Below are 25243 nucleotides of genomic sequence, written 5' to 3'. Positions count from 1 at the left end.
AGCCGTGATTGACATCGACAAGCCGGGCCCGGCCGAGCAGCCGCCCGTACCCCCCACCCCGGCGGCCGGACCGGAGGCGATCAAGGCCATCCCGGTCCGGCACTACGGCCGGTACGTCTCCGCGGTCATCGCCATCGCCGCCCTGGTCGCGATCATCTACGCGTTCAGCCAGGGCAAGATCAACTGGGGTGCGGTCCCCGACTACTTCTTCGACGACCGCATCGTCAAGGGGGTCGGCCAGACGCTGCTGCTGACCGCCCTCTCCATGGTGATCGGCGTGGTCGGCGGCATCCTGCTGGCCGTCATGCGCCTGTCGAAGAACCCGGTGACCTCGTCGATCGCCTGGTCCTACATCTGGTTCTTCCGCGGCACACCGGTCCTGGTCCAGCTGTTCGTCTGGTTCAACCTGGGGCTGGTCTTCCAGTACATCAACCTCGGGCCGATCTACAAGGACTACTGGTCGAGCTTCATGACGCCGCTGCTGACGGCGCTGCTCGGCCTCGGCCTCAACGAGGCCGCGTACATGGCGGAGATCTGCCGGGCCGGTCTGCTCTCGGTCGACGAGGGCCAGACGGAGGCGTCCCACGCGCTGGGCATGAGCCACGGCAAGACCCTGCGACGCGTCGTGATCCCGCAGGCCATGCGGGTGATCGTGCCGCCGACGGGCAACGAGGTCATCAACATGCTCAAGACCACCTCCCTGGTGGCCGCCGTGCAGTTCTACGAACTCTTCAAGTACGCGCAGGACATCGGGCAGGCGTCCGGGGCGCCGGTGGAGATGTACTTCCTCGCCGCGGCCTGGTACCTGATCATGACCTCGGTGCTGAGCATCGGTCAGTACTACCTGGAGCGGTACTACGCGCGCGGCTCCAGCCGCAGCCTGCCGCCCACGCCGATGCAGAAGATCCGGGCCAACCTGCTGTCACTGGGCCGCCCGAAGGGAGGCATGGCATGACCGCCATGGTGAAGGCCGAGGGCGTCCACAAGTCCTTCGGCGCCGCACACATCCTCAAGGGCATCGACCTGGAGGTCGCCCCGCGCGAGGTCTTCTGTCTGATCGGCCCGTCCGGTTCCGGCAAGTCGACGTTCCTGCGGTGCATCAACCACCTGGAGCAGATCAGCGCCGGCCGGCTCTCCGTCGACGGCGAGCTGGTGGGCTACCGCCAGAAGGGCGACAAGCTCTACGAGCTCAAGGACAGCGAAGTCGCCCTGAAGCGCCGGGACATCGGCATGGTCTTCCAGCGCTTCAACCTGTTCCCGCACATGACGGCGATCGAGAACGTCATGGAGGCGCCGGTCCAGGTCAAGCGCGAGTCCAAGGCGGTCGCCCGGGCCCGTGCCGAACAGCTCCTGGACCGGGTCGGCCTGTCCGACAAGGCGAACAACTACCCCTCGCAGCTCTCCGGCGGCCAGCAGCAGCGGGTGGCCATCGCCCGCGCGCTGGCGATGGAGCCCAAGCTGATGCTCTTCGACGAGCCCACCTCCGCGCTCGACCCGGAGCTGGTGGGCGATGTCCTGGACGTCATGCGCGGCCTCGCGGAGGACGGCATGACGATGATCGTGGTGACCCACGAGATGGGCTTCGCCCGCGAGGTGGGGGACGCGCTGGTCTTCATGGACGACGGTGTGGTGGTCGAATCGGGCCACCCGCGCGACGTACTGACCAACCCCCAGCACGACCGGACGAAGTCGTTCCTGTCGAAGGTGCTGTAACCGGTTCAGCAGGACAGAGGACGGAATGGCAGAGGGCGGTACGGACCGACGGGGTCCGTACCGCCCTCGCCCATGCGGGCGCCATGCGGGCGCTATGTGAGCGCTACTTCTTCGGCAGCAGCTCCGGGCTGAGCATCAGCGTCCGCAGCTGCGCCCGGGTGAGCGGCGGGGCCTTCAGCAGCGGTCCCTGGGCGGTGTCGGCCTCGAAGCCGGTGCTGTCCCGTACGGCCAGCTCACCGCCGTCCGGGAGCGAGAGACGGCCCACCAGCTCGGGGCCCCACTGCGGGGTGCCGTCCCCGTAGTCCATCGAGTCGCTCCAGAGGGTCAGCACCCGCCCGCCCGGCAGCTCCTCGCGGACGCAGTCCTTACGGTGCGGCTCCCCCGGCAGGGCCGCGCACAGATCCGTGTCCCGCGGCCCTCCCCCGAGCTTCTTCTCCACCTTCTTCGCGTCCATGAGCCCGATGACGAGATAGCCGACGCCGCCGCCCCTGCGGACCGCGAACTGCCCGTCCACGGGCCCGTACAGGTGCTCCTTCGCCTGGGCGGGCGTGGCGTGCTTGATGATGGCGGCCAGCGAGACCTGCTCGACCGAGCCGACGCCCTCCGGCAGCAGCCGGGTCAGCTTCTCGGCCCGCCCGGAACCGCCGCCGAGCTTGCCCGGCGCCGCCACCGACGAGGTCTGCGGGCTCTGCTCCTGCCCCGCGGACAGCCCCGGCACCACGAACGCCCCGGCGGCGACCGCGCAGACCGCAGCCGCCGAGACCCCGGCCCGGCGGCGCCACCGCACCCGGGCCGCCTTGGCGTATACCGCTTCCGTGCTGATGACCGGCCGCCCCGCGTCCTCCGCGGCCCGCCCCAGCAGCTCACGCACGTCGCTCATACCTTCTCCTCCGCCATTTCGGCGCGCAGCGCCGCCAACCCCCGAGCCGCGTGGCTCTTGACCGTGTTCTCCCGCATCCCGAGCAGCGTGGCCGTGGCCTCGACGCTCAGGTCCTCCCAGTAGCGCAGCACCAGTACGGCCCGCTGCCTGGCGGTGAGCCGGGCGAGTGCCGCCCGGACCGCGAGGCCGGTGTCCGTGTCGGGCGCGTGGTCCGCCCGCTCGGGCAGTTCGCCGTACGACTGCTCCCGCCGCCAGAAGCGGCGGCGGGAGGCGATGAAGGTGTTGACCAGGGTCTTGCGCGCGTACGCCTCGATGTTGTCGAGCCGCCCGTGCCGCCGCCCGCCGAGCACCACCTTGACCAGGGCCGTCTGAACCAGGTCCTCGGCCTCGTACCGGTCGCCGCAGAGCAGGTACGCGCTGCGGAACAGCGCGGTGCGTCTGCTCTCGACGAAGGCGTGCAGCACGGCGTCGTCATCGATCCGCATCGTCACCGCCCCTCTCCGGGTCCGCTGGTGCGGACCGTCTCACCCTTCCAGTGCGCTGGGGTGCCGGGTGGGTTGCGGCGCTGGCCGGAAAAAACGGAGGGGCGGCCCGGACCACAGTCCGCACCGCCCCTCCGTCGAGCGTCCCGCTACTTCACCGCGAGCACCAGGCTGTCCGAGGGTGAGGACCAGACGGCCCGCGCCTCACCGAAGCCGGCCGCGCGCAGGCTGTCCGCGTGCCAGCGCGCGGAGGGCGTGTCGCCGTCCGCGTGCTCGCCGTAGATCCTGAACCGCTCGGCGGTCGGCCCGGCGAGGACCGGGTCCTTCGCGGCCAGCGCCCACCAGTCCGCCCAGTCCAGGGCACCGCCGGCCTTGGCCCCGTCCATGACGGCGTGCCGGTGGGCGCGTTCGGCGGCGTTGATCCGGGGGGTGTCCGGGTCGGTCATGTGGTCGGCGTTCATGAACACCCCGCCGTCCCGGACGAGGCCGCCGAGCTGCCCGTAGAGAACGGCGAGCGGCTCGCTGTGCAGCCAGTGCAGGGCGGTGGCGGTGAGGACCGCGTCGTACGAGCCGTACGGCAGCGCGTCCGGCCACCGCGGGTCCTTCAGGTCCGCGGTGACGAAGGTGACGCGCTCGTCGCCGTCGAAGGTGCCGCGGGCGATGGCGAGCAGTGCGGGGTCGAGGTCGACCCCGGTGCTGGTCGCCTTGGGGAACCGACGGAGCAGCCGGTCCGTAATACTTCCCGTACCGCACGCGAGGTCGAGCACCCGGGGTTCGGGACCCACCAAGGCCTCGACCATGTCGAGCATCACGCGGAAGCGTTCCTCGCGGTCGGGCATGTACCACTCCTGCTGCCGGTCCCAGCTCTCCTGCCAGGACCTCCAGTCGGCACCCCGCACTGACTCCGTCACCCGAATCCCTCCCATGTAATACCCTGGACCCATAGCAGCCCATTACATCAACGTCCGCACCGACCTTAGACCGACGCCGTAAGGACTACAAGTGGAACTGGCCTATTACTCGGACTACGCCGTGCGCCTGGTCAACACCGAGGAGCCGGCCCGCAACAAGGACACCCTCACCACGGTCGACGCGGTGCGCGAACTCTTCGGGGTCAACGGACAGGCCGCCCGCCGGGCGACCGACGCGGACGTGACCCGGTTCCGGTCCGTCCGGGCCCGGCTCCGCTCGGTCTTCGAGGCGGCCGACGGCGGCGACGAGACGCTGGCCGTGGACCTGCTCAACTCACTGCTGCTGGAGTTCCCGGTCAGCCCGCAGATCTCCGGCCACGACATCCGGGACGCGGACGGAAAGCCGGACTGGCACATGCACCTGGCCGACCACCCGTCCAACGCCACGGCGGGCTACGCGGCCACGGCGGCGATGGGCCTCGCCTTCCACCTCACCTCGTACGGCGTGGACCGGCTCGGCCTGTGCGAGGCGGCGCCGTGCCGCAACGCCTACCTCGACACCTCGACCAACCGCTCCCGCCGCTACTGCTCCGACCGCTGCGCCACCCGCGCCAACGTCGCCGCCTACCGGGCCCGGAAGCGCCTGGAGACGGAGCGCGCCGCCGAGACGGGCCGCAGCGCGGAGACCGCCCAGCCCACCAGCCCGCGCAACGAACGCTGATCCTTCGTCAGCGGCCGGTACCGCGCCCGCACCCTGGCCAGCACCAGCTCCTCGGGCACGGTCCCGTAATCCGTGCTGTCGCCACCCGCGAACCGGTTGTCACCGCGCACCCACCAGCCCCCGGTCCGCCGCTCCACGGCGCGTTTGACCACCAGCAGGTCCTGCTGGAACGGGTGTCTCAGGATCACCACATCACCGGGACGCACCGGCGCCCCGTACTGCACGAGCAGCCAGTCCCCGTGGTGGAGCGTGGGCACCATCGAGGGCCCCGTCACCTCCACCACCTGAAACGGCACCCGCGCCGCCAGCCCGCGTTGGGGCTGTTCATCGGTCAGCTCCGGCAACTCCGGCACCTCCCGCATCTCTCCGGCACCTCCCCGTCCGTCCAGTACACCGTCCACCACAGCGTTCCGTACATTCGGCCACTGGGCCCATCCTCACCCTGGACTTTTGGCCTAAGCCCATGGGGGCACCCACTAATTCGCGGCTCTCACGGAGTAATGTCCCACCTGAGAAGACGATCACGAGGAAGGACAGCCCCATGCTTTCCCGCCTGTTTGCCCCCAAGGTGAAGGTCAGCGCCCACTGCGACCTCCCCTGCGGCGTGTACGACCCGGCCCAGGCCCGCATCGAGGCGGAGTCGGTCAAGGCCGTCCAGGAGAAGTACCAGGCCAACGAGGACGCGGACTTCCGCACTCGCGCGGTCCTGATCAAGGAACAGCGCGCCGAGCTCGCGAAGCACCACGTCTCGGTGCTCTGGAGCGACTACTTCAAGCCGCCGCACTTCGAGAAGTACCCGGAGCTGCACCAGCTGGTCAACGACACCCTGAAGGCGCTCTCCGCGGCCAAGGGCTCGAACGACCCGGCGACCGGCCAGAAGGCTCTGGACCTGATCGCCCAGATCGACAAGATCTTCTGGGAGACCAAGAAGGCCTGATCGACCACCCGTTCGGCCACCGGCCGGGCAGCAGGTCGGAGCAGGAATGAAAGAGGCCCGACCGCTTCGAGCGGTCGGGCCTCTTCGCCGTTCACAGATCAAGTCGTAGCCGCATCGGTGCCTGCGCGACGGCTAGGACGGCTTCCCCCCGCGGATGTCGATGTCGCCATTGCGCGTCCGCACGTTCACTCTGTGGCTGCTCGTGCTGTCGTCCGCGACATCCACGGTGACGTCCCCCTTCTTCGCCGCCGTACGGACCGCGTACGCCGATGCGGGCAGGCCGAGCCGAACGTTGCCGTCCCGGCTCTGCACATCGACACGATCGGGTACGGAGGCGAGGCCGAGGTCGGTGTCGCCGTTTCGCGAGACGACGCTCACCGACGTCGCGGAGATCCCGTCGCCCCGCACGGTTCCGTCGCGTCCCTCCAGGTGGAGGGCGGCGCCGCCGAGGTTGGACAACTGCACGTCGCTGTTGCCGTACTCGGCCGTGACCGCGACCTTGCGCGGCACCTTCACGGTGTACGTCGCACCGCAGTTGACGGAGACACCATCACAATCCACCGAGAGTGTGAGAATCCCGCCCTCGAACTGCCATCCGGCGTCTATCTCACCGCCGATCTTCGTGCCGCTGACCCGGCGTTCCACCTCGATGTCGTCGACGTCGGAGGCGACGAGGTGGAGGTCGGCGGAGTCCGACTTCACGGTCAGGCTGTCGCCGCTGAAGCCGAAGGACTTCGATTCAGAAGTTCCATTCGCCCGGTCGACATCCGGGTCGCATCCGGTTGCCACGAGAGCGAGGAAGGCGGCTGCGCCGAGGGCGAGGACCGTGCGTGTCCGGCTGTGGTTCATTGTTTCCGTTCCCTAGTGATTCAGTTGCGTGGTCGGTCGTCGTACCGGTTCGGTTCAGGAGCGCAGAGCACGGGCCGGGACGGTGCGGGAGACGCGGGCGGCCTGGAGTGCCAGGGCGAGGCAGGTCGTCACGAGCGTCACGGCGGCGAGGGCGCCGAGCGTCGCCCACGGGAGGCCGTCGAGCACCTGGCCCACGCCGACCTTGGCTCCCACGGCGATGGTGGTACTCGCCACCGCGAGGAAGACCGCGCCGAAGACGATCGCCGTGCCCGCGTAGATCACGCCCTCGTAGACCGTGGACCGCGTGGTGACGCCCGGCCGCGCGCCGGCGACGGCGACGATCGCCGAATCGCGTGTGCGCTCCCGCCCGACCAGGGCAATCACCGCCAGGCCACCGGACCAGGACACGACGAAGACCCAGCCCAGAACGGTCATGACGTCGCCCAGCCCCGCGGTACTTCCGGGCATGACGTTGCCCATCGTCATGAACAGCGCGACGAACGACAGGGAGAGCGCGAAGGGCAGCACCGTGGTGACACTCCGTGCCGCGCGCGTTCGGCACGACTGCACGGCGAGGTGCCAGGCGACGCCACGCGACGGGACGAGGGCGGTCCAGAGTCTCATCAGAGGTGTGAGCACCCACGGCCCCATCAGCAGCAACAGGCAGACGAGGAAGAGGTTCCCGGCGAAGGCGAAGGCGGTCCGCTGTTCGATGCCCCCTTCGAGTTCGAGGCCGAGGCCGGGAATCCACATCCCGAGCACACCGGCGAGAAGGCAGAGGGCGAGAACGCTCCGCGCGACTCCGGGCCGCGCCGGCGGATCGGAGTGGTCCCGGAAGGCGTGCATCTCCGGCGTCCTGGCGGCTCGGCGTGTGACGCCCCAACCGCCGAGCAGGCAGGGGACCACACCGGCCAGGAGGCTCGCGCCGATGTGCCAGGGCCGGAGTCCGGCGGTGGCTCCGTGCAGGTCGAGTCCCGTCGCCGTCCACTGCGAGAGGGCGATGTTCGCGACGAAGGGGGCCAACGGTACGGCCAGCGCGCCGGCGACCGTGCCGAGGACCACCAGTTCGGCGCGGAGAACGGACCTGACGCGGCGGCGCGGGATCCCGAGGATCACCCACAGGGCGTGTTCGCGTCGCTGGGACGTCAAGGTCAGACCGACGGTCGAGGCGACGACACCCACGGCGGCCAGCACGGTGAAGAAGACGATGTTGCCGCCGAGCGCGATCGACGCGGAGACCATCCGCGCGTCACCCGCCGCCCGCGCCGCCGAGACGGCGGTGAGCATGGCGATGACCGAGCCCGCCGAGCAGGCCGCGCCGACGGCCGCACAGGCGAGTGTCCACACCCACATCGACGCCTGCATGCGGACGTCCGACAGGACGAGCCGCAGCATGTCGCTCGTACCGCTGATGCGGCTCGTACCACGGATGCGGCTCGTACCACGGATGCGGCTCGTACCGCTCGCGCCGCTCACGCCGCCGCCTCGTTCGCGTCGTCCTTCGACTGCGCCGCGAGGACGGCATCGCTCACCGTGTGCGGGTCGCCGCCGGAGATGACGGCGTGCACCCGCCCGGACCCCATCACCACGACCCGGTCGGCACGCGCGGCCGCGTGCGGGTCGTGCGTGACCATGACCACCGTCGATCCCTGTGCGGGCAGTGCCTGCAACCAATCGAGGACGACGTGACCGGACTTGAGGTCGAGCGCGCCGGTCGGCTCGTCGGCGAAGACGATCCGTGGCTGATTCGCGAGGACCCTGGCCACGGCCACGCGCTGGCGTTCGCCTCCGGAGAGCCGGTCGGGGCGCCGCCCGGCGTGCTGGGCGATGCCGAGCCGCGACATGGCCTCGCGGACCCGTGACCTGGGCACCCGGTGGCCTGCGAGTCTCGCCGGCAGACAGATGTTGTCCTCGACGGTGAGCGAGCTGACGAGGTTGTACTCCTGGAAGACGAAACCGATGTTCTCGCTGCGGAACGCGGCCTGCTTGCGCGGGCCGAGCGACAGGACATCCGTTCCGAGGATCTCGATGGAACCCGCGGTCACCCGCTCCAGGCCTGCCATGCAGAGCAGGAGCGTCGACTTTCCCGATCCGGAGGGTCCTACGATCGCGGTCAGTCGGCCCTCAGGAATGTCCAGATCGATATCGTCGAGTACACGTGTCATCTCTCTTTTGCGGCCGGGAATGGGGAAGTCCATACGGAGGCCACGCATACGGATACACGGTGCGGAAATGGGGACTGCGGTAGACATATGACAACATTAGGCAGGGCCGAACACGCTCTGCACGGGTGTCAGCACTACTTCGAGGTAGACCTAGGTCTACCTTCTCGATCGAGATCCGCCGTATGCCATAATTCTGGCCATGTCGCAGATTCGTGTCGCCCGAAGGGTGCTGACGGAAATCATCGCAGCAATGGCCTTCCCGATTCTGCTGCTCTCCCTTGTTGCCGCACCGGCCTCGGCCGCCGTGCTGACGGAGTTGGACCGTTCGAGAGCGCGATGGTGCGGCGTCGACACGATGCCGCTGCGACCCGCGGACCAGAGCTGGGCACAGTGGGTGGCACACCGGCTGCGATCGCGGTCGATGTGGCGTACCGACCTCCCGGTCTTCGTCGCCGCCACGCTCCTTTCCGTGCTGTCACTGATCGTGGAATTCTTCGGTTTCATCGGTTCCGCCGCACTTATTTTCTCTCCCGTCCTGTGGTCGTTCGGCATCGCCGCACAGGTCGGCCCTTTCACTCCGAAATCGCTTACGGAATCCTTTCTGGCGATTCCCGCAGGCGTACTCCTGGGTGCGGTGACCACAGGCCTCCTGACCGGAATTTCCCTTCTCCGGGACTTTTTCCTGCGCACTTTCTCAAGAAGCCGGGACCCGAGCCTGCTCGCGAAGCTGGAGGAACTCCGCACCAGCCGGGCATCGTTGACAACGGCCTTCGAATTCGAGCGCCAACGCATCGAACGCGACCTGCACGACGGCGCTCAACAGGAGCTGGTCGCCGTCGTGATGCGCCTCGGGATGCTGGAGGCCGCAGCCTCGGCGAGCGGCGAGGAACGCCTCGTGGAACTGGCGCGTCAGGCACAGGACCAGGCCGAGCACGCGCTGGAACGGCTCCGGGAAACGGTGCGCGAGATCCACCCCCGCGAATTGAGCGACCTCGGCCTCGTCGCCGCCGTCCGCGAGCTGGCCGCTCGATCACCGCTGCGGGTCGGACTGAACAGCACCGGAGATGATGCCCAGCTGTCGTCGCCGACCGCGACAGCGGCCTATTTCACGATCTCCGAGGCGCTCACGAATATTACGAAGCACGCGGGCGTGGGCAGCGCCCGGATCGACCTGCGGTGCGATTCAAGCGGGGTCCGTGTCCGCGTACGTGACGACGGTGCGGGCGGCGCGGAGATCAACGCGGGTTCAGGCCTTGCCGGACTGCGCGAGCGGATGCGGAGCATCGGCGGCGAGCTGGAGATCCGAAGCCCCGCGGATGGTGGCGGAACCGAAGTCGTAGCATCCGCTCCCGCCCAACCGACATGGGAATAGAGTGACTGAAGGCGAACAGGTGAGGCAGAGTCCATGAGAATCGTCCTGGCAGATGACAGCATGCTGATTCGTGCCGGAATCCGGGAAATCCTGACCTCCCACTCCCACGAGGTGATCCGTGAATGTGAGGACGCTACCGAACTGGTCGCCGCCGTCGACGGGTTCGCGAACTCCGGGGCCGCTCCGGACCTGGTGATCACCGATGTCCGCATGCCTCCTGGAAACACCGACGACGGGCTCCGCGCCGCCATCGACCTGCGATCACGCCATCGGGACCTGCCGGTCCTCGTCCTTTCCGCCTACGTCACCGGACCGTACGTCCAGGAACTGTTGAACGGTCCGGGCGCGGACGGGGCCGTCGGATACCTGCTCAAGGAGAAGGTCGGCAGAGTCGTCGACTTCCTGCGCGTACTCGATACGGTTTCCGGTGGCGGCGTCGTCATCGACCCGGAAGTCGTCCGCTACGTCACGCACGCGGACGCGCCCCAGGGCCCGCTCGCCCGGCTCACCGACCGCGAACGCGAGGTGATCGCCCTCATGGCGGAAGGACGCTCCAACGCGGAAATCGCATCAGCGCTGTTTCTTTCCGGAGCAGCCGTGAGTAAGCACGTGGCCAATGTGTTCGTGAAACTCGGAATGCCCCCGAACGAGGACAACCGCCGCGTCAAGGCCATTCTGACCTGGTTCGAGTACAACTACTGAGTTCAAGCCTGAGAGAGGTCTCCGTCGGCTGATCGATTCCGGGCTGCGGCTCGACCTCCTTGATGCCGTAGCTTGCCGCCATGCGTGCGCTTCCGACTCGGACTGGAGGGTGGCCGATGGCCGGTGGAGTCGTTCTCGACGGGGTGCTGACCCGGCTTGTCCCGACGACCGAGGGTGATGTGGACCTGCTGGCCCGGTGGTTCGCCTCGCCGGACTTCGTCGAGCACTGGGGCGGCGTACCGATTTCGCGGGCCGAGGTGGCTGAGAAGTATGTGGGCAGGCGCCGGCCGCGGGTGGAGTCCTTCCTCGTGCTGGCGGAGAGCGCACCGGTGGGCTACGCGCAGTACTGGCGGGGCGGAGTGGCTGAGGGCGGCATCGACATGGTGTTGGGGCCCGACGCGAGAGGGCGGGGTCTGGGGCCGGATGCCGCTCGGGTGCTCCTCGCACACCTGGGCGGGGACCTTGGATGGTCTCGCGTGACCGTCGATCCCGCGAGAGGGAACCTACGGGCGGTGCGCGCCTGGGAGAAGGCCGGGTTCCGGCAGGTGCCGAGCGCGGGCGAGAACCTGCTCATGGAGTACAGGTTTCCCGAGGGGCGCCCGGGCTGACCCCTTCGATCGATGAGCGGCGGCGCCACGCCCCCTCAGGAGCTGAGCAGCCCGCCCTGGCCCACACCGTGCAGCAGGGTGTCGACCACGAGGGCGGCTCGGTCTTCCACGCTTCCGGTTTCGGTGGCGCGGGCCTGGGCGGCCTCGTGGATCAGGGCGTAGTAGACGCGGCGCGCCCAGGCCAGATCCGTGCCCGGACGCAGGACGCCGGCTTCCAGGGCGCGTCGGAACAACCGGTCGCACTGGTCGAGCACTTCGGCGTGCACGCGGGCCACCTCGGGGTCCTCCGGGGTGGTCGCGCCCATCGCGAAGCCCCAGCCGGTCTTGACGCGCAGGACGTTGGCGGTCACCTGGTAGAGGGCGACCAGTGGCGGGGCGCTGTCGGCGTGGGCGCTCGTCACGGCTTCGTGGAACTGGCGGGCGGCCCACTCCCGCAGCGCGGTCACCAGGGCCTCGCGGCTGCTGAAACGGCGGTGCACCGTGGTGCGGGCGACGCCCGCCGCCTCAGCGATCTGCTCCATCGTGGCGGCCGGATTCGCGCCGAGGACCCGCTCGGCGGCTTCCAGGATCGCCCTGACCGTCCGCTCCGTATCCGCGCGCAGCGGTCGCTGCTGACTCTTCCGGTCCACGAGGCTCCTCACATCCCAGTGTGTGTTCGAACAGGCTACGGGACAGTCGCCGGTCGTTCGTGAGTTGCGACATTTGTGTTGCAGGTTCTAGGGTTGTTGCATCACCTGTGACCCATCTAGGCAGAGGGGTGCCTCATGGACCTGCAACTGACCGACAAGACCGCCGTCGTGACCGGCGCAAGCCGCGGAATCGGCCTGGCCACCGTCTCCGCGCTGGTGGGCGAGGGCATGCGCGTGGTCGGCGCGGCACGGACCGTCACACCGGAGCTCAAGGAGACCGGCGCGATCTGCGTCGCGACGGACCTCTCCGCACCCGACGCCCCCGGCCGGCTCATCGCCCTGGCCACGGCCGAGCTCGGCGGGCTCGACCTCCTGGTGAACAACGTCGGCGGCGGCGACCCGGGCGCGAATCCGACGGGCGGGTTCCTCGACTTCACGGACCAGCAGTGGCTCGACACGTTCAACCTGAACTTCATGACCGCCGTCCGCACCACACGGGCGGCCCTGCCCCACCTGACGGAGAGTCGCGGTTCCGTCGTCAACATCTCCTCGAACGGGGCCAGGACCCCGCACGCCGGCCCCGTCCCGTACACCACCGCGAAGGCGGCACTCACCGCGCTGGGCAAGGCGCTGGCCGAGGAGTTCGGCCCCTTGGGCGTGCGCGTCAACACCGTCTCGCCCGGCCCCGTCCGCACCGCCATGTGGGAGAGTCCCGACGGATACGGGGCCGAGCTGTCCAGGTCCATGGGCGTGGAGCACGAGCAGCTCCTGGCCGGTCTCCCGGCCGCCGTGGGCATGGTCACCGGCAGGCTCGTACACCCCGAAGAGGTCGCCGCACTCGTCGCCTGCCTCGCCTCCCCCCGCGCCGGCAGCACCACCGGCGCGGACCACATCATCGACGGAGGCTCGATCAAAACAGTGTGACCGGGAGGGTGCGACCGGACGGACCGGTGCGGTCAGGACGGCGTGACCGCCGCACGCTCCGCTCGTCGGCCGCCGAGGAAGGCGCCGGCGAGCAGGGCCCCGGCCAGGACCAGCGCGGAGTTGACGAGGATCGCGACCGCGACCCCGGAGAGGACCCCGTCGGGGCCCGTGTCCCCCAGGGCGGCCATCCGGGCCGTGGCGACGGCGCTCATGACAGGGATGCCCAGGGTGATGCCGACCTGCTGGGTCATCGTGGCGAGGCCGGTGGCCAGGCCCTGTTCCTCGTCCGGGAGGCCGGAGGTGGCGGTCACCATGAAGCCGACGATCATCAGCATGTTGCCGACGCCCCCGATGAACGTGGCCGCCAGGAGCAGCCAGATCCACGCTCCCGAGGTGCCGAGGGCGACCAGGGAGAGGGTGGCCGCCGCCTGGACGACGCCGCCGGTGACGATGGTGGCGCGGTTGCCGAACCGGCCGACGGCCCGGCCGCCCAGGGTGCCGCCGATGACCGTGCCGATGCCGAGGACACCGAAGGCGAGTCCGGTCGCGAGGGGCGAATAGCCGAGGACCTCCTGGAGGTACAGCGTCAGCAGGAAGACCAGTGAGGTCTCGGTGACGAAGGCGATCAGGCCGGTGGCGTTGCCCCAGATGACGCTGCGGCGCTTGAGGATGTGTACGGGGACGAGCGGCGCGGCGGCCCTCTTCTCGACGAACCAGAAGCCGATGAGCAGCGCGATGCCGGCGAGGAGCGCGGCCAGGGTGGTGGGCGTGGTCCAGCCGGTCGCGCCCGCCTGGGTCAGTCCGTAGACCAGGAGCAGCAGGCCGCCGGTGACGGTCGCGGCTCCGGGCACGTCGAGCCGGGGCCGTTCGGCCGGGCGCGAGTCGGTGATGACGGACGGGGCGAGGGCGACGACGAGCGCCGCGACGGGCACGTTGACGAAGAACGCCCAGCGCCAGGAGAGCAGATCGGTGAGCAGCCCGCCGAGGATCGCGCCCGCCGTGAACCCGGCGGACATCAGCGCCCCGTTGAGGCCCAGGGCGCGTTCGCGCAGCGGGCCCTCCTTGAATGCCGTGGTCAGCAGGGCGAGTCCGGCCGGGGTGACGGCCGCGGTGGCGAGACCCTGGAGGACCCGGGCGGTGAGCAGCACCTCCGGGGAGGTCGCCAGCCCGCCCAGCGCCGAGGAGAGGCCGAGGACGATCATGCCGCCGACGAACAGGCGCTTACGGCCGACGAGATCGGCCACCCGGCCGAACAGGAGCGTGAACCCGGCGGCCGCCAGGGCGAACGCGGTGGCGATCCACTGGAGGTCCGCGAGGGCGAAGCCGAGGCCCTCGCCGACGACGGGCAGTGCGACGTTCAGGATCGAGAAGTCCACCGCGATCATGAACTGGGCGCCGAGGAGGAGAGCGAGTACGAGTTTCTGCCGGCCGGTCATCCGGGGCCGCGACGGAGGGGCGGGATCCATGGGTGGCGCGGGTGGCGTGGCACCGAGGGGTGCGCGGGGCACGGACGGGGTCTGGCTGGTTGCGGACATGGTCGGCCTTCCTCAGGCGGAGGTGTTAACGGTTCTGGAGTTCCGTTAAGATGGCATGACCGTAGCAGAGGAGAGGGTGTTAATGGAACTGGAGACCCGTTATGACGTCTGAAGGTGTGGAACCCGGTACGGTCCGGCCCGGCGGGCGCACCGCCCGGGTCCGGGAGGCCGTCCTGCGCGCGGCGGGCGACGCGCTGGCGGAACACGGCTTCGACCGCCTCGATCTCGCCGATGTCGCGCGCCGCGCCGAGGTCGGCAAGACGACCGTCTACCGCCGCTGGTCGAGCCCCACCGGGCTGATCGCGGAGCTGCTCGACGACATGGCGGAGCAGTCCTCCCCGCGCACGGCGACCGGCTCACTGGACGAGGACCTCAGGGCCAACGCCCGGCTCGTGCTGCGTACGCTCACCGACCCCCGCCAGGGCGCCCTGTTCCGCTCCGTGATCGCGGCGGCGACGTGCGACGAGCGCACGGCGGCGGCGCTGCACCGCTTCTACGCGATCCGCATCGAGGAGTGGTCCGGCTGTGTCACCGAGGCCGTCGAGCGCGGGGAGCTTCCCGCGGGCACCGATCCGGACGAGGTGATCCGTGCCGTCTCCGCGCCGCTCTACTACCGGCTGCTGGCCAGCGGCGATCCGCTCGACGCGGCGGCCGCCGACCGCGCCGCCGACGCCGCCGCGGCGGCCGCGAGGGCGGGTGCGTACGTGAGCTGAGCCGGGTCCACCCCACCCGCAGCCGGGCCCAACCCACCCGCAGCCGGGGGCAACCAGCCGACAGCCGGGGTCAACCAGCCCGCAGCCGTGCCGCCCAGGGGTGGTCCGCGCCCTCGGCCAGGGTGATCGTCTCGGTCAGCCAAGCGCGCTGGTCGTCACCGAGGACGGGCAGCGCGGCCGCGAAGTCCCGCTCGTCCTTGGGGCGCCGGGACCGGGACTTGTACAGCAGCTGGACCTCCGGCACGACGTACGGGACGCCGTCCCCGGAGACCGCGCCCAGCCGGTCCAGCGGCAGCCTGATCCTGGGGTCGCGCCGGAACACCCAGTCCTCGCCCGCCACGTCGTCGAGCATGAACTGGACGCGCCACGGCTCGTCCGGCCCCGGCCTGCACCAGATGTCGTGCACGTCCGCCGGCAGGATCTCGCCGGGGTTCCAGGGCCGCAGCGTGCCGGGCGGGTCGGCGGCCCACCACTCCCAGCCCGGCAGTGCCCGCTGGACGGCGAGCTGGTCACGGCGCAGCAGGAGCACATCGATGTCACCGTGTTCGCGGAAGGCGCGGCCGACGGCCAGCTCGACCGCGTACCCGCCCGCGATCCACCACGGGCCGCGCAGCGGGGCGAGCAGGCCGACGGTCGCGGGGAGGGAGAGCGGGTCCCAGGGGCCCCACGGGGTTTCCGTTCGCACGGCGCCCTCAGCCCGGAAGGAGGAGGTGCCGGTAGCTGTCCGGGTGCTCCCCGAGGTAGGTGGCCAGGTCCTTGGGCGGCCGGCCGGTGAGCCGCTCCACGGCGTCGGAGACCGTGGCCATCTCGCCGGCCGCGATGGCCTCGTACGACGTCACCCAGCCCGCCACCTCCCAGTCCGGCGCGCCGTACCCCGAGCGTGAGGCGTAGGCCTCCTCCCGCGTCTCCGGCACGTAGGTGACGGTCCGTCCGGCGACCCGGCTCAGCTCCTCCGCCGCTTCCGCGAGGGTGAACGCCCGGGGCCCCGTCAGGTCGTACGTCGCACCGTCGTGCGCGGTGTCCCCGGTGGGGCCGCCGCCGGGAAGCAGTACAGCGGTCGCGGCGTCGGCGATGTCCTCGTGGGCCACCGCGGCCACCAGGCCGTCGCCTCCCGGACCGCGCAGTACACCGTCGGCGCCGGTCATCGCCGGGAGGCCCGCGAGGTACCAACTGTCGCGCAGGAAGGTGTGGCGGAGGCCGGAGACCCGGATGTGCGCCTCGGTCTCCCAGTGGTCCCGGGCGAAGGTGAACGTCGCGTCGGGCGCGGCGCCCAGGAACGACACGTACACGATCCGTTCGACGCCCGCCGCCGTCGCCGCGTTCACGGCGCTGATGTGCTCGCCCACCCGGTCCGGGCTCTCGTGCGCGGATACGAGGAACAGGGTGTGCGCCCCGGCCAGCGCCCGGCGCATCGCCTCCCCGTCGCCGTAGGACGCGGCCGGTGCGGTGTCGGCGCCGGGCAGGTCGGGGAGCCGGGACGGGTCGCGGCCCAGCAGCCGGACCGGAACGCCCGCCTGGACCAGCCGCCTCGCGACCCGGCCGCCGAGCGCACCGCTCGCGCCGGTGACCGCCGTGAGGGGGCCGCCCGTGAGGTCGTCGGGGCCGTGCCTGTCGTCGTCCGATGAGGTCATGCCGGGTCGCCTTCCTTGCGCTGCCAGGGACGCACCTCCACGACCGCGTCGACCGGAATCGGTCCGTAGATGTGCGGGAACTCCTCGCCGCCGGGTGTGACCGACTCGTACCGCACGGGCGCGGGGAGCCGCTCGGTGTCGACGACCAGCACCACCAGGTCCTGGTCACCGGCTCCGGCCCGGCTCCCGGCGCCGTACAGCATCTCGGCCACACCGGGGAGCTGGTGGCGGAGCGAGCAGTGGATGAAGCCCTCTTCCTGCAGGGTGCGGCCGCGGGTGGACATCTCGTACGTCCCGATCCCGCGGGCCGCCTCCCACAGCGGGCCTTCGGTGAGGTGCAGAATTTCGGCCATGGAACAAAACTAGGCCAGCCAAGTGGCGTCTCAGCCGCGTCGGCGCGTCCTGCGTGCCATCAGTGTGGCCGCCGATCCCGCGACCAGCAGCGCGGCCGCGATCCCGCCGATCACCCATTCACCGCCGCGCGAACCCGTGTTCGGGAGTTCTCCTCCCGGGTGGGGCCGGTGCGGCCAGGAGTGGGTGGGGGTGGGCCTGGGCGCGGGGGTCGACTCCGACGGCGACGGTCCCGGCGTACCCGTGGGGGTGGGGGTCGGGGTGGGGGTCGGGGTCGGAGAGTCCGTGGGCGTCGGGGTGGGGGTGGGAGTGGGTGAGTCCGTCGGGGTCGGCGAGGGCGACGGCTCCGCGTCGCAGTCCGGCAGATCGCCGTTGAACGGATAGGCGTGCAGCTCCTGGCCGCCCGATTCGCCGGCCGAGGTGTGCGTGAGCGAACCCGCGCTGTAGAAGCGGCCGTTGGTTCCGCTGACGTCCAGCCGCGTCTGGCTCGACTGCTGGCCGATCAGCACGCTGCCCTGGAACTGACCGGTTCCCCCCAGCCCGATCTGCGTGGCGTCGGGGAAGTTCCACAGCAGGTTCTCGCGGAGGCCGGACTGCGGCAGCGACCCCATGTACGTACTGATGCTGCGGGTCGTCCCGTACACGTTGACCAGCACGGTGGCGCCGTCCGGGACACCGTTGAAGACGATGCCCTGGTCGCCGCCCGTGCCGGACGCGATATCGGCGTCCAGCGCGAAGACCTGGAGCGGCGAGGTGCCGTCGCCCGTGAACACGGTCTCCGAACCGTTGTTCACGGTGGTTCCGGTCACCGGGCGGCGGTGGTCGGCGTTGTCGTCGTACGCGTAGCAGTGGCTGGCCTCGGTGAGCTGGCCGCGCAGGTCCGCGTAAGGGGCGATCGCGTCCGGGTCGCTGATCGGGGCCGTGTCCGGTTCGACGGTGCCGCTCAGCGTCTGGGCGTACCGGACGCGTCCGGTGTTCGCCATCTCCTCCGCGAGCAGCCGCTGACCGCTCGCGATCGTCAGGTCGCCGCCGACCGTCAGGTAGTCGCTGCCGTTGGGCGGCGGCACCCGTGAGCCGACGCCCGCGACGCCGACGTCGTAGATCTGCGAGGCGCCCGCCCGCTTGTTCACGTCGAACCGGCCGAGAGTGACGATCTTCCCCTCCGCTTCGGCCGCCGCCTCCCGGACCAGGTAGTCGCCACCCACGTAGATGTTGATGTTGCTGTCGTGGTTGACCACGGGCCCGTTGTTCGGGTCGCTCCAGTCGGTGGGGCAGTCGTCGCCCAGACACGGTCCGAGTCCGCCGGGCAGCGGATCAGCGGCGGCGACGGGCGCGATCGCCCCCACCATGGCCGCCGCTGCCGCCACCGTCACCGCCACGCGGTGAGTTTTACCGCTTCTACGCGCTTTTGTTCCCATACAGCGCAATATGCAGGTTTATTGAGTGCTTATCACCTGTGCCACGCCGGTCGGCCGCCCCCTTCCGCCGACCGCCCGGCCCGGTCGTCCCCGGACGGCGGCCCGGAACGGACCGGCGGGTGCCGGGGGCGACGCCCGGACGATGACGCGCCGTCAGCCCGTCAGCAGCTTCGCCTCGGTCTGCGGATCGAGGCCGACCGCCGGGCGGTCGGGGCGCAGCGGCACGCTGCCGCCCAGTTCGCACAGCCACCTCCAGGTGTCCTCGACCGTCTCCCCGACCGGCCGGCAGCGCAGCCCGGTGGCGTGCGCCCGGCTGACATCGCCCTGGTGCAGGGTGTCGTACAGCTCCCCCGGCGGCAGCCAGACCGGCAGGTCCGACCAGGGCTCGACGCCCGCCGCGAGGATCGTCTCCGCGTCGGTCCAGCGCAGCTCGGCATCGGAACCGGTGACCCTGACACAGGCGTCGAGCAGCTCCCCCATCGTGGTGTGCCCGGGTCGGCTGACCAGGTTGTACGGTCCGTGCAGTCCGCGCCCGGCGGCGTCCAGCAGCCAGCCGGCGAGGTCGCGGGCGTCGATGTACTGAAGGGGCAGGCCGGGTGTCCCCGGAGCCAGTACGGGTCCGCCCCTGGCGATCCGCGTCAGCCACCAGGGCAGCCTGCCGACGTTCTCCCAGGGGCCGATGATCAGCCCCGCGCGGACGAGCAGTGCCCGGTCGCCGAAGGCGTCCAGCGCGGCCAGTTCGCCCCCGCGTTTGGCCAGGGCGTACGAGACGTGGCCACCCGCGTCCGGTGAGGCGCCGTCCACCACCGGACCGTCCTCGGGCAGACCCGCCGGGGCCGGGTAGGCGTAGACGGAGCGGCTGGAGACGTACGCGTACCGCGCGGCCCGGCCCGCGAGCAGCCGGGCCGCGTCCCGTACGGCGGAGGGGGCACCGCTCCAGGTGTCGACGACCAGGTCCCAGGTGTACGGGCCGTCCGCCGGCCCACCGGCGGTTTCGAGCGCGGCCAGGCCGTCCGCCGCGGTGCGGTCACCGAGCAGTTCGGCCGTACCGGGCGGCGGCTCGTGGTGGCCCCGGTGGAAGACCGTGACCTCCCAGCCGCGCGCGAGCGCCTCCTCGGTGACGGCCCGGCCGACGAATTCGGTACCACCCAGCATCAGAAGCCTCATGGGCCCGACTCTGCCTCCCCGCGCCCCCGGACCGGAACCGGCCTCGCTCTGGGCTGAATCGGGCCCGGTCGCAGCGGTAGGCCGGGTCGCGGGGTGTTCCGGTACGCGCTCAGGAGGAGCGGGCGAGCGGGCTCCGGTTGCGCAGGAGCCACTGGTGGTAGCCGTCGACCTGCCGGGCCGCCTCCCGGTAGGCGGCCTCCAGTTCCGCGTACACCGCCGCCATGTCGGCGCCCGGCCGGGAGACCAGCAGCAGCCGGACGGCGAGCGGGTCGTCGCGCAGCGGGCGGATGGCCATGTCGTCGCGCGGGCCCGAGGTCGGCTGGCAGGGGGCGACCGCCTCGCCGAGGACGACGAGGGAGGCCGCGGTGAGGTAGTCACCGTGCAGCACGGTCGGCGCGACACCGGCCGCGCCGAACACCCGTCGCAGGCCGTCCCATTCGCCGTCCACCGTGGGATCGACCATCCACCGGTCGGCCGCCAGGTCGGTCAGGTCGACGACGGGCAGGGCGGCGGCCGGGTGGTCGCGGGCCATCGAGATGAACTGCGGTTCGCGGTCCAGGAGCACCCGTTGCACCAGGCCGTCCGGCACGTACAGCGGGCAGCCCTCCACCTCGTGCACGAAGGCGACGTCGAGCCGGCCCGCCTCGACCGCGCGCAGCAGCGCGTGGGCGGACACGTCGACCCGCAGCGTGATGTCCGTGTCCGGCAGCCGGATGCGCAGCCTGCGCAGCCAGCCGCCGATGACCCGGCTGGCGGTGCAGCCGATCCGCAGCCGGGGGCCGCCGGACCGGGCCGCGTCCGCCTCCGCCTTGGCGTCGGTGACCAGCGCCCGCATGCCGTCCACGAGCGGACGGGCCCGGCTCAGGACGGCGTGGCCGAGCAGGGTGGGGCGGCAGCCGGTGCGTTCGCGGCTGAACAGTTCGGCGCCGAGGGAGTTCTCGATCCGGCGCAGCTGGGTGGTGAGCGAGGGCTGGCTCACGCCCAGCCTGCGGGCCGCCCGGTGCAGGCTGCCGGTGTCGGCGATGGCGCACAGCGCCCTGAGGTGCCTCACCTCAAGCTCCATACCGCCGAGAGTAGGGCGGCGGCGCCGTGCCGCACCAGACGCCCCAACCCCATCAAACTCCTGTAATTCAGCGGTAGGTGGAACGCCCGACACCGTTTGTGCCCGCTCGCTTCATCGCGTCCTCGCCCAGCCTTCGGGGCCGGGTGATAGGGCGGCGCTATCGCCTGTTGGCATCATCCGCCGGGGCTCGGATTCGCCCACACTCTCTCCGTACCGCCCCCGTCCGAGTCCGATCATCGGACGGGTTCCTCGGACAGGTAACTGGTAGGAGACCCCCCATGAGACACCCCAGGACCGTCATGTCGGCCGTGGTCGGCCTCGGCTTCGGCCTCGCCGCCGCGCTGGGAACCGCACCCGCGCTCGCCTCTGCCGCTCCCGCACCTGCCTCTTCCGCGCCGGCCCCCCACGTCGCGTACACCTCCCACTCCGGATCGCACGAGAGCGCCGCCGCCAACAAGGCGTTCTTCGAGGCGGTCACGAAGTCGGTGGCCGAGAAGCGGGCCGCCCACCCGGGCGTCCAGTCGGTCACCATCGTCTACAGCACCGCAAACGCCCCCAGCTTCCGCACCCAGATAGCCAACAGCGCGTCCATCTGGAACAGCTCGGTCTCCAACGTCCGGCTGCAGGAGGGGTCCAACGCGGACTTCACCTACTACGAGGGCAACGACCCGAGCGGCTCGTACGCCAGCACCGACGGACACGGCAACGGCTACATCTTCCTGGACTACGCGCAGAACCAGCAGTACGACTCGACCCGCGTCACGACCCACGAGACCGGGCACGTGCTCGGTCTGCCGGACGACTACTCGGGTCCGTGCAGCGAGCTGATGTCGGGCGGCGGCCCCGGCCCGTCCTGCACCAACCCGTATCCGGACGCCAATGAGCGCAACCAGGTCAACTACCTCTGGCAGAACGGCTTCGCGGCCGCGCTCGCCCGCAGCGGTTCCTGACCGCACCCCGCACGGACAGGGGCCATCCCGCAGGACGGGGGTGGCCCCTCGCGCTTCCGCCCGGAACCGTCACCGGTCCAGTTCGGTACGGACGAGGGCCAGCAGTTCGTCATCCGTCATCCCGAGCTCACGTGCACCACCGACCATCTCGCGTACCCGGTCCAGCAATCTGGCCCGGTGCGGGGAGACGCCAGAGGCGATCATCGCGCCGCGGCCCCGGCGCAGCTCGATCAGCCCCTCTTCGCGCAGTCTCTGGTAGCCGCGCAGCGCCGTGTGCACGTTGATGCCCAGTGTCTCGGCGAGGACCCGGGCGGCGGGCAGCCGCTCACCCGGGCCGACCGTACCGTCGGCGACGGCACGCCGCACGCAGGCGGCGATCTGGTCGCCTAGCGGCACGGTGGAGGTGGGATCGACCCGGAAAAGCATGGTCATTTTTCCGTTCGACGCTGATCGACGAGGGTGTTGAGCAGTGCCGCGGCGGTCGCCGAGTCCTCGACGGTCACCGCGAACTGCCGTCCACCGGACAGGTCCGCCACGATTCCCTCACCGGACCGGATCATGACTCCGGTACGGCCGGGCTGGATCCGGTAGCCCCAGCCGCCGTATTCGGCCAGGGGATTGATCTTACGGCTGTCCGCCGTCTCGATCCGGTCGAGCGGGATCCTTATCCGCGGCCACGGCAGCACCCCGGAGACGGTGAGGCCGCGCCGGTCCACCGTGACGTACGGGCGGGCGAAGACCGCGAGGAGCACGCCGATCACGAGAGCCGGAATCGCCGCGATCGCGTAGCCGGTGAACAGCAGGACGATCCCGCCTCCGATCAGGACGAGCGGGATCAGCGGCAGCCACCAGGCCCCGGCGTTGCGCGCCCACCCCGCGATCTCTCCGTCGGCCAGCTCGATCCGGTCGCCGCCGCCGGCCGGACGACGGGCGGCCGGTGCCTCCTCACGCGGGAGGAGGGCGGCGAGCAGCAGCCCGAGTCCGAAGGCGAGCGCGGCGACTCCCACGCCCGCGGCCAGGTGCCACAGCGGGAACGAGACGTCCTGCGCCCGGCCCCGCGCGTCCTGGGCGGCATCCACGTTGACGAACAGGACGGCCGCCATCAGGTAGCCGAGGCCCCCGGCGACGGCATAACCACTCGCGACGACCTTCCTGGACGAGGGGCCGGTGAACTTCCCCGCGACCGCCATCAGCACCCACAGGGCGCCCATCCCGGCCAACAGCACCACGACGATCGCGATGTACGAGCCCCGGCTCGCATAGTCGTCCACCTTGCCGTCGCCGACGAAGTGGCTGGCCATCTGCGCGGGCAGGCGGTCACGCCAGGTCGCGAACAGGATGAGGTCGACAGCGAGGGCGAGTACGAACGGCAGCGCGGTGAGGGCCACGCGGCCCATGTTTCTACGGTTCATTAAAACCTCCATTGTTTGCATGCTAGTAGAACAATGGAGGTGCGGCAATGGCGTGGGCCGTGGGGAGCGGAATCGGGCAGCGGGCAATGCGGAGCCCGCCTGACGGTGACGCGCTGTCAGGCGGGCTCGGTGTCGATCCGGTGCGGGTTGTGCCGAGGCGTCGGTCAGGCCGGTTCGAGGGGGAACGCTCCGCGGTGTCCGGTGCCCGCGCCGGCCGTCGGCCTGGGCTCGAACTCCGGGCAGCTGTAGGTCTCCTGGACGAATCCGCTGCGCCGGTCCCAGAGGTCGAGGACATCGTCCTCCCCGTCCGCCCCCCGGTAGGCCTCCTTGGCACCCCGGAAGCAGGCGAGGCCGCCGGAGAGACCTCGGCCGGGCGCCGGGAAGTAGTCCGAGAAGGCGCAGGCGATACAGGTCTGGAGCCGGACCCCGGGCGGAAGGGCCCGCTGGATAGTGGCGAGCGCGGAGCCGAAGTCGCTCTCGGCCCGGTGGGACCGGAAGCCCGCTCCGCCGAACCGCAGCTCCAGGTAGAGGTACGGATCCGGCCGGCGCAGCGACAGCAGGCAGCTGAGCCGCGCCTGTTCGGGCACCCCGTCCGCGACGACCGGGAACGGAAGGTCCCATTCCAGGACGCAGTCGTTGAGCACCCCGTCCACCAGGGCGAACTTCTCCCCCTGGTCCGGCGCGCCCGCCGAGGGGCGGAGCCCGTCGAAGCTCTCGCCCTCGAAGTCGACTCCCCTGATACGGATGCGGAGTTGCTGTCCGTCGGTGGTGAGGATGACGGCATCGGATCCCTGCCGGTCCCGGTACCACCCTGCCCACGACTCATCTGTCATGGGCAGGGACTGTAGCCCGTGCCTCGGACACTCCCCCTGCCGCCCTCCACTTCCCCGCACTTCCCCGCACGAGGCCCGTGACCTCGGCCGATCATCGCCCTACCGCGTCACACCCCTCCGCTCCTCCGCTTGTCGGCTCCCCGCTCCTTCGCTCCTTCGCTCAGTGGGTCCGGCGGGTGACGAACTCCGCCAGGGCCAGAAGGTCGCCCGCCGCGGACAGGTCGGGCACCGCGCGGGACAGGTGGTGCACGGCCCGCGCCATCCGGTCCGCCGCGCAGATCTGCGCCCAGTCGCGTCCGCCCGCCCGGTCGACGGCGTCGGACGCGCGGCTCACCTCGCCGACCGTGTTCATCGGCCCGCGGTAGAGCGCGGCCAGCTCCGCGGCGGCCGGGGTGCCGGAGGTGAGCGCGGCGACCACGGGCAGCGACTTCTTGTGGGCGGCGAGATCGGCCCCGACCGGCTTCCCCGTCTGGGACGGGTCGCCCCAGATACCGATGAGGTCGTCGATGAGCTGGAAGGCCAGCCCGGCCTCACGGCCGAAACCGTCCAGGGCGCCGACGGCACGCTCGTCGGCGCCCGCGTAGAGCGCGCCCAGCGCGCAGGCGCAGCCGAGCAGCGCGCCCGTCTTGGCCGTGGCCATGGTGAGGCACTCGTCCAGCGTGACCTCCTCCGGGCCCCGTTCCTCGAAGGCGCAGTCGGCCTGCTGGCCGGCGCACAGTTCGATGACGCAGGTCGAGAGCCGGGCCGAGGCGCGCGGCGAGACCGCTCGGGCGTCCTCGGCCAGCAGCCGCTGGGCCAGGGCCAGCATCGCGTCGCCCGCGATGACGGCGTCCGGGATGCCGAACACCGTCCAGGCGGTGGCGCGGTGACGGCGGGTCCGGTCCTCGTCGATGACGTCGTCGTGGAGCAGGGTGAAGTTGTGCGCCAACTCCACGGCGACGGCCGCCCGCACGGCGTCCCTGGGGTCACCCCCGAGCGCCCGGGTGGCGGCCAGCACGAGCGCCGGCCTGATCGCCTTGCCCGCACCGCCGTCGGCGGTGCTCCCGTCGGCGTGCTGCCAGCCGAAGTGGTACATGGCGACGCGCCGGATGGATCCGGGCAGCGACGCGACCGCTGCCCGCAGGTGGGGGTCGACGAGGGATCGGGTGTACTCCAGCAGAGCCGCGGCCTCGTTGCCCTCGGTCGCGGCGTCGGTACGGGTCATGGTCAATCGGTCACCCCGGTCGTTGCCGTCCCGGCCCGGACGCTGTCGCTCCGGGCCGGGACGTGGGTGGTTG

At 70.9% G+C, this 25243-nt stretch carries 29 protein-coding genes; 10 read left to right on the top strand and 19 right to left on the bottom strand.

Going from position 1 to position 25243, the window contains the following annotated elements:
• Nucleotides 1-4: 4 nt before the first annotated feature.
• Both ACFVQ0_RS12885 and ACFVQ0_RS12880 read left to right on the top strand, forming a co-directional pair.
• The gene (locus tag ACFVQ0_RS12885) at nucleotides 5-955 is read left to right on the top strand and encodes an amino acid ABC transporter permease (protein WP_390087240.1); all 951 of its coding nucleotides are present in this window, start codon (nucleotides 5-7) and stop codon (nucleotides 953-955) included.
• Nucleotides 952-1713 carry an amino acid ABC transporter ATP-binding protein gene (locus tag ACFVQ0_RS12880; RefSeq protein WP_390087238.1) on the top strand — a complete coding sequence of 254 codons (762 nt, stop codon included), beginning with the start codon at nucleotides 952-954 and terminating at the stop codon, nucleotides 1711-1713. Before ACFVQ0_RS12885 ends, ACFVQ0_RS12880 begins: the two co-directional genes overlap by 4 nt.
• A gap of 103 nt (nucleotides 1714-1816) precedes the next feature.
• Here the strand turns inward: ACFVQ0_RS12880 and ACFVQ0_RS12875 are convergent, their stop codons facing one another.
• The 3 genes from ACFVQ0_RS12875 to ACFVQ0_RS12865 form a co-directional block, all read right to left on the bottom strand.
• Nucleotides 1817-2593 (bottom strand): hypothetical protein, encoded by a 777-nt coding sequence (locus ACFVQ0_RS12875; protein ID WP_390087236.1) that lies wholly within the window; start codon nucleotides 2591-2593, stop codon nucleotides 1817-1819.
• Nucleotides 2590-3078: a SigE family RNA polymerase sigma factor gene (locus ACFVQ0_RS12870; RefSeq protein WP_390087234.1), complete on the bottom strand. Its 489-nt coding sequence runs from the start codon at nucleotides 3076-3078 to the stop codon at nucleotides 2590-2592. Before ACFVQ0_RS12870 ends, ACFVQ0_RS12875 begins: the two co-directional genes overlap by 4 nt.
• 146 nt (nucleotides 3079-3224) lie before the next feature.
• Nucleotides 3225-4001 carry a class I SAM-dependent methyltransferase gene (locus ACFVQ0_RS12865; protein ID WP_390087232.1) on the bottom strand — a complete coding sequence of 259 codons (777 nt, stop codon included), beginning with the start codon at nucleotides 3999-4001 and terminating at the stop codon, nucleotides 3225-3227.
• Between the two features lie 76 nt (nucleotides 4002-4077).
• Here ACFVQ0_RS12865 and ACFVQ0_RS12860 point away from each other — a divergent pair, with 76 nt between their 5' ends.
• Nucleotides 4078-4707: a CGNR zinc finger domain-containing protein gene (locus tag ACFVQ0_RS12860; protein ID WP_390087230.1), complete on the top strand. Its 630-nt coding sequence runs from the start codon at nucleotides 4078-4080 to the stop codon at nucleotides 4705-4707.
• On the opposite strand, the gene sodX is transcribed toward ACFVQ0_RS12860, so the two are convergent.
• Nucleotides 4611-5069, bottom strand: coding sequence for a nickel-type superoxide dismutase maturation protease (gene sodX, locus ACFVQ0_RS12855; RefSeq protein WP_390087228.1), 459 nt, complete (start codon nucleotides 5067-5069; stop codon nucleotides 4611-4613). The two genes, ACFVQ0_RS12860 and sodX, sit on opposite strands and share 97 nt — an antisense overlap.
• Before the next feature lie 179 nt (nucleotides 5070-5248).
• Between sodX and sodN the strand changes: the two genes are divergently transcribed.
• On the top strand, nucleotides 5249-5644 hold the full coding sequence (gene sodN / locus ACFVQ0_RS12850; RefSeq protein ID WP_033298259.1) for a superoxide dismutase, Ni: 396 nt from the start codon (nucleotides 5249-5251) through the stop codon (nucleotides 5642-5644).
• A 132-nt stretch (nucleotides 5645-5776) separates the two neighbouring features.
• Here the strand turns inward: sodN and ACFVQ0_RS12845 are convergent, their stop codons facing one another.
• Genes ACFVQ0_RS12845 through ACFVQ0_RS12835 form a run of 3 tightly spaced genes read right to left on the bottom strand, consistent with a single transcriptional unit; the run spans nucleotide 5777 to nucleotide 8658 of the window.
• Complete coding sequence (locus tag ACFVQ0_RS12845; RefSeq protein ID WP_390087226.1) at nucleotides 5777-6493, bottom strand: DUF4097 family beta strand repeat-containing protein; 717 nt, start codon at nucleotides 6491-6493, stop codon at nucleotides 5777-5779.
• Nucleotides 6494-6547: 54 nt separating this feature from the next.
• Nucleotides 6548-7969 carry an FtsX-like permease family protein gene (locus ACFVQ0_RS12840; protein ID WP_390087224.1) on the bottom strand — a complete coding sequence of 474 codons (1422 nt, stop codon included), beginning with the start codon at nucleotides 7967-7969 and terminating at the stop codon, nucleotides 6548-6550.
• Nucleotides 7966-8658: an ABC transporter ATP-binding protein gene (locus tag ACFVQ0_RS12835; RefSeq protein ID WP_390087222.1), complete on the bottom strand. Its 693-nt coding sequence runs from the start codon at nucleotides 8656-8658 to the stop codon at nucleotides 7966-7968. Before ACFVQ0_RS12835 ends, ACFVQ0_RS12840 begins: the two co-directional genes overlap by 4 nt.
• Before the next feature lie 199 nt (nucleotides 8659-8857).
• Here ACFVQ0_RS12835 and ACFVQ0_RS12830 point away from each other — a divergent pair, with 199 nt between their 5' ends.
• The 3 genes from ACFVQ0_RS12830 (at nucleotide 8858) to ACFVQ0_RS12820 (ending at nucleotide 11340) form a co-directional block, all read left to right on the top strand.
• Nucleotides 8858-10030 carry a histidine kinase gene (locus tag ACFVQ0_RS12830; protein WP_390087220.1) on the top strand — a complete coding sequence of 391 codons (1173 nt, stop codon included), beginning with the start codon at nucleotides 8858-8860 and terminating at the stop codon, nucleotides 10028-10030.
• Nucleotides 10031-10063: 33 nt separating this feature from the next.
• Nucleotides 10064-10732 (top strand): response regulator, encoded by a 669-nt coding sequence (locus ACFVQ0_RS12825; RefSeq protein ID WP_390087218.1) that lies wholly within the window; start codon nucleotides 10064-10066, stop codon nucleotides 10730-10732.
• Nucleotides 10733-10848: 116 nt separating this feature from the next.
• Nucleotides 10849-11340, top strand: coding sequence for a GNAT family N-acetyltransferase (locus ACFVQ0_RS12820; RefSeq protein WP_390087216.1), 492 nt, complete (start codon nucleotides 10849-10851; stop codon nucleotides 11338-11340).
• A 35-nt stretch (nucleotides 11341-11375) separates the two neighbouring features.
• Here the strand turns inward: ACFVQ0_RS12820 and ACFVQ0_RS12815 are convergent, their stop codons facing one another.
• On the bottom strand, nucleotides 11376-11969 hold the full coding sequence (locus ACFVQ0_RS12815; RefSeq protein WP_390087214.1) for a TetR/AcrR family transcriptional regulator: 594 nt from the start codon (nucleotides 11967-11969) through the stop codon (nucleotides 11376-11378).
• A gap of 135 nt (nucleotides 11970-12104) precedes the next feature.
• Between ACFVQ0_RS12815 and ACFVQ0_RS12810 the strand changes: the two genes are divergently transcribed.
• Entirely contained in the window at nucleotides 12105-12893 is a 789-nt protein-coding gene (locus tag ACFVQ0_RS12810; protein WP_390087212.1) for an SDR family oxidoreductase, read from the top strand.
• A 32-nt stretch (nucleotides 12894-12925) separates the two neighbouring features.
• Here the strand turns inward: ACFVQ0_RS12810 and ACFVQ0_RS12805 are convergent, their stop codons facing one another.
• A complete protein-coding gene (locus tag ACFVQ0_RS12805) occupies nucleotides 12926-14428 on the bottom strand; it encodes an MFS transporter (RefSeq protein ID WP_390087210.1) in 1503 nt (500 codons plus the stop codon).
• 101 nt (nucleotides 14429-14529) lie between these two features.
• On the opposite strand from ACFVQ0_RS12805, the gene ACFVQ0_RS12800 reads away from it, so the two are divergent.
• Nucleotides 14530-15141, top strand: coding sequence for a TetR/AcrR family transcriptional regulator (locus ACFVQ0_RS12800; RefSeq protein WP_390087208.1), 612 nt, complete (start codon nucleotides 14530-14532; stop codon nucleotides 15139-15141).
• Nucleotides 15142-15211: 70 nt separating this feature from the next.
• Here the strand turns inward: ACFVQ0_RS12800 and ACFVQ0_RS12795 are convergent, their stop codons facing one another.
• The 6 genes from ACFVQ0_RS12795 to ACFVQ0_RS12770 all read right to left on the bottom strand — a co-directional run bounded on the left by ACFVQ0_RS12795 (nucleotide 15212) and on the right by ACFVQ0_RS12770 (nucleotide 20771).
• The gene (locus ACFVQ0_RS12795; RefSeq protein ID WP_390087206.1) at nucleotides 15212-15826 is read right to left on the bottom strand and encodes a nucleotidyltransferase domain-containing protein; all 615 of its coding nucleotides are present in this window, start codon (nucleotides 15824-15826) and stop codon (nucleotides 15212-15214) included.
• A 7-nt stretch (nucleotides 15827-15833) separates the two neighbouring features.
• Nucleotides 15834-16772, bottom strand: coding sequence for an SDR family oxidoreductase (locus ACFVQ0_RS12790; RefSeq protein WP_390087204.1), 939 nt, complete (start codon nucleotides 16770-16772; stop codon nucleotides 15834-15836).
• Nucleotides 16769-17125: a DUF952 domain-containing protein gene (locus tag ACFVQ0_RS12785; protein ID WP_390087202.1), complete on the bottom strand. Its 357-nt coding sequence runs from the start codon at nucleotides 17123-17125 to the stop codon at nucleotides 16769-16771. Before ACFVQ0_RS12785 ends, ACFVQ0_RS12790 begins: the two co-directional genes overlap by 4 nt.
• A 30-nt stretch (nucleotides 17126-17155) precedes the next feature.
• Complete coding sequence (locus ACFVQ0_RS12780; RefSeq protein ID WP_390087200.1) at nucleotides 17156-18502, bottom strand: choice-of-anchor A family protein; 1347 nt, start codon at nucleotides 18500-18502, stop codon at nucleotides 17156-17158.
• A gap of 192 nt (nucleotides 18503-18694) precedes the next feature.
• Complete coding sequence (locus tag ACFVQ0_RS12775; protein WP_390087805.1) at nucleotides 18695-19696, bottom strand: NAD-dependent epimerase/dehydratase family protein; 1002 nt, start codon at nucleotides 19694-19696, stop codon at nucleotides 18695-18697.
• Nucleotides 19697-19817: 121 nt separating this feature from the next.
• Entirely contained in the window at nucleotides 19818-20771 is a 954-nt protein-coding gene (locus tag ACFVQ0_RS12770; protein WP_390087198.1) for a LysR family transcriptional regulator, read from the bottom strand.
• Nucleotides 20772-21049: 278 nt separating this feature from the next.
• Here ACFVQ0_RS12770 and snpA point away from each other — a divergent pair, with 278 nt between their 5' ends.
• On the top strand, nucleotides 21050-21721 hold the full coding sequence (gene snpA / locus ACFVQ0_RS12765; protein ID WP_390087196.1) for a snapalysin: 672 nt from the start codon (nucleotides 21050-21052) through the stop codon (nucleotides 21719-21721).
• A 69-nt stretch (nucleotides 21722-21790) separates the two neighbouring features.
• Here the strand turns inward: snpA and ACFVQ0_RS12760 are convergent, their stop codons facing one another.
• From ACFVQ0_RS12760 to ACFVQ0_RS12745, 4 genes are all read right to left on the bottom strand, one after another.
• Entirely contained in the window at nucleotides 21791-22147 is a 357-nt protein-coding gene (locus ACFVQ0_RS12760) for a GntR family transcriptional regulator (RefSeq protein WP_390087803.1), read from the bottom strand.
• Nucleotides 22148-22149: 2 nt separating this feature from the next.
• Complete coding sequence (locus ACFVQ0_RS12755) at nucleotides 22150-23133, bottom strand: DUF1648 domain-containing protein (RefSeq protein WP_390087194.1); 984 nt, start codon at nucleotides 23131-23133, stop codon at nucleotides 22150-22152.
• A 164-nt stretch (nucleotides 23134-23297) separates the two neighbouring features.
• Entirely contained in the window at nucleotides 23298-23966 is a 669-nt protein-coding gene (locus ACFVQ0_RS12750) for a DUF6304 family protein (RefSeq protein ID WP_390087192.1), read from the bottom strand.
• 160 nt (nucleotides 23967-24126) lie between these two features.
• Complete coding sequence (locus ACFVQ0_RS12745; protein ID WP_390087190.1) at nucleotides 24127-25170, bottom strand: family 2 encapsulin nanocompartment cargo protein polyprenyl transferase; 1044 nt, start codon at nucleotides 25168-25170, stop codon at nucleotides 24127-24129.
• Nucleotides 25171-25243 lie beyond the last annotated feature (73 nt).

The sequence above is a fragment of the Streptomyces sp. NPDC057900 genome (assembly GCF_042887885.1).
In the GTDB taxonomy this organism is placed as follows: domain Bacteria; phylum Actinomycetota; class Actinomycetes; order Streptomycetales; family Streptomycetaceae; genus Streptomyces.
Note: the sequence above shows the minus strand (reverse complement) of the source record. Positions and strands in the feature narration are given on the sequence as shown.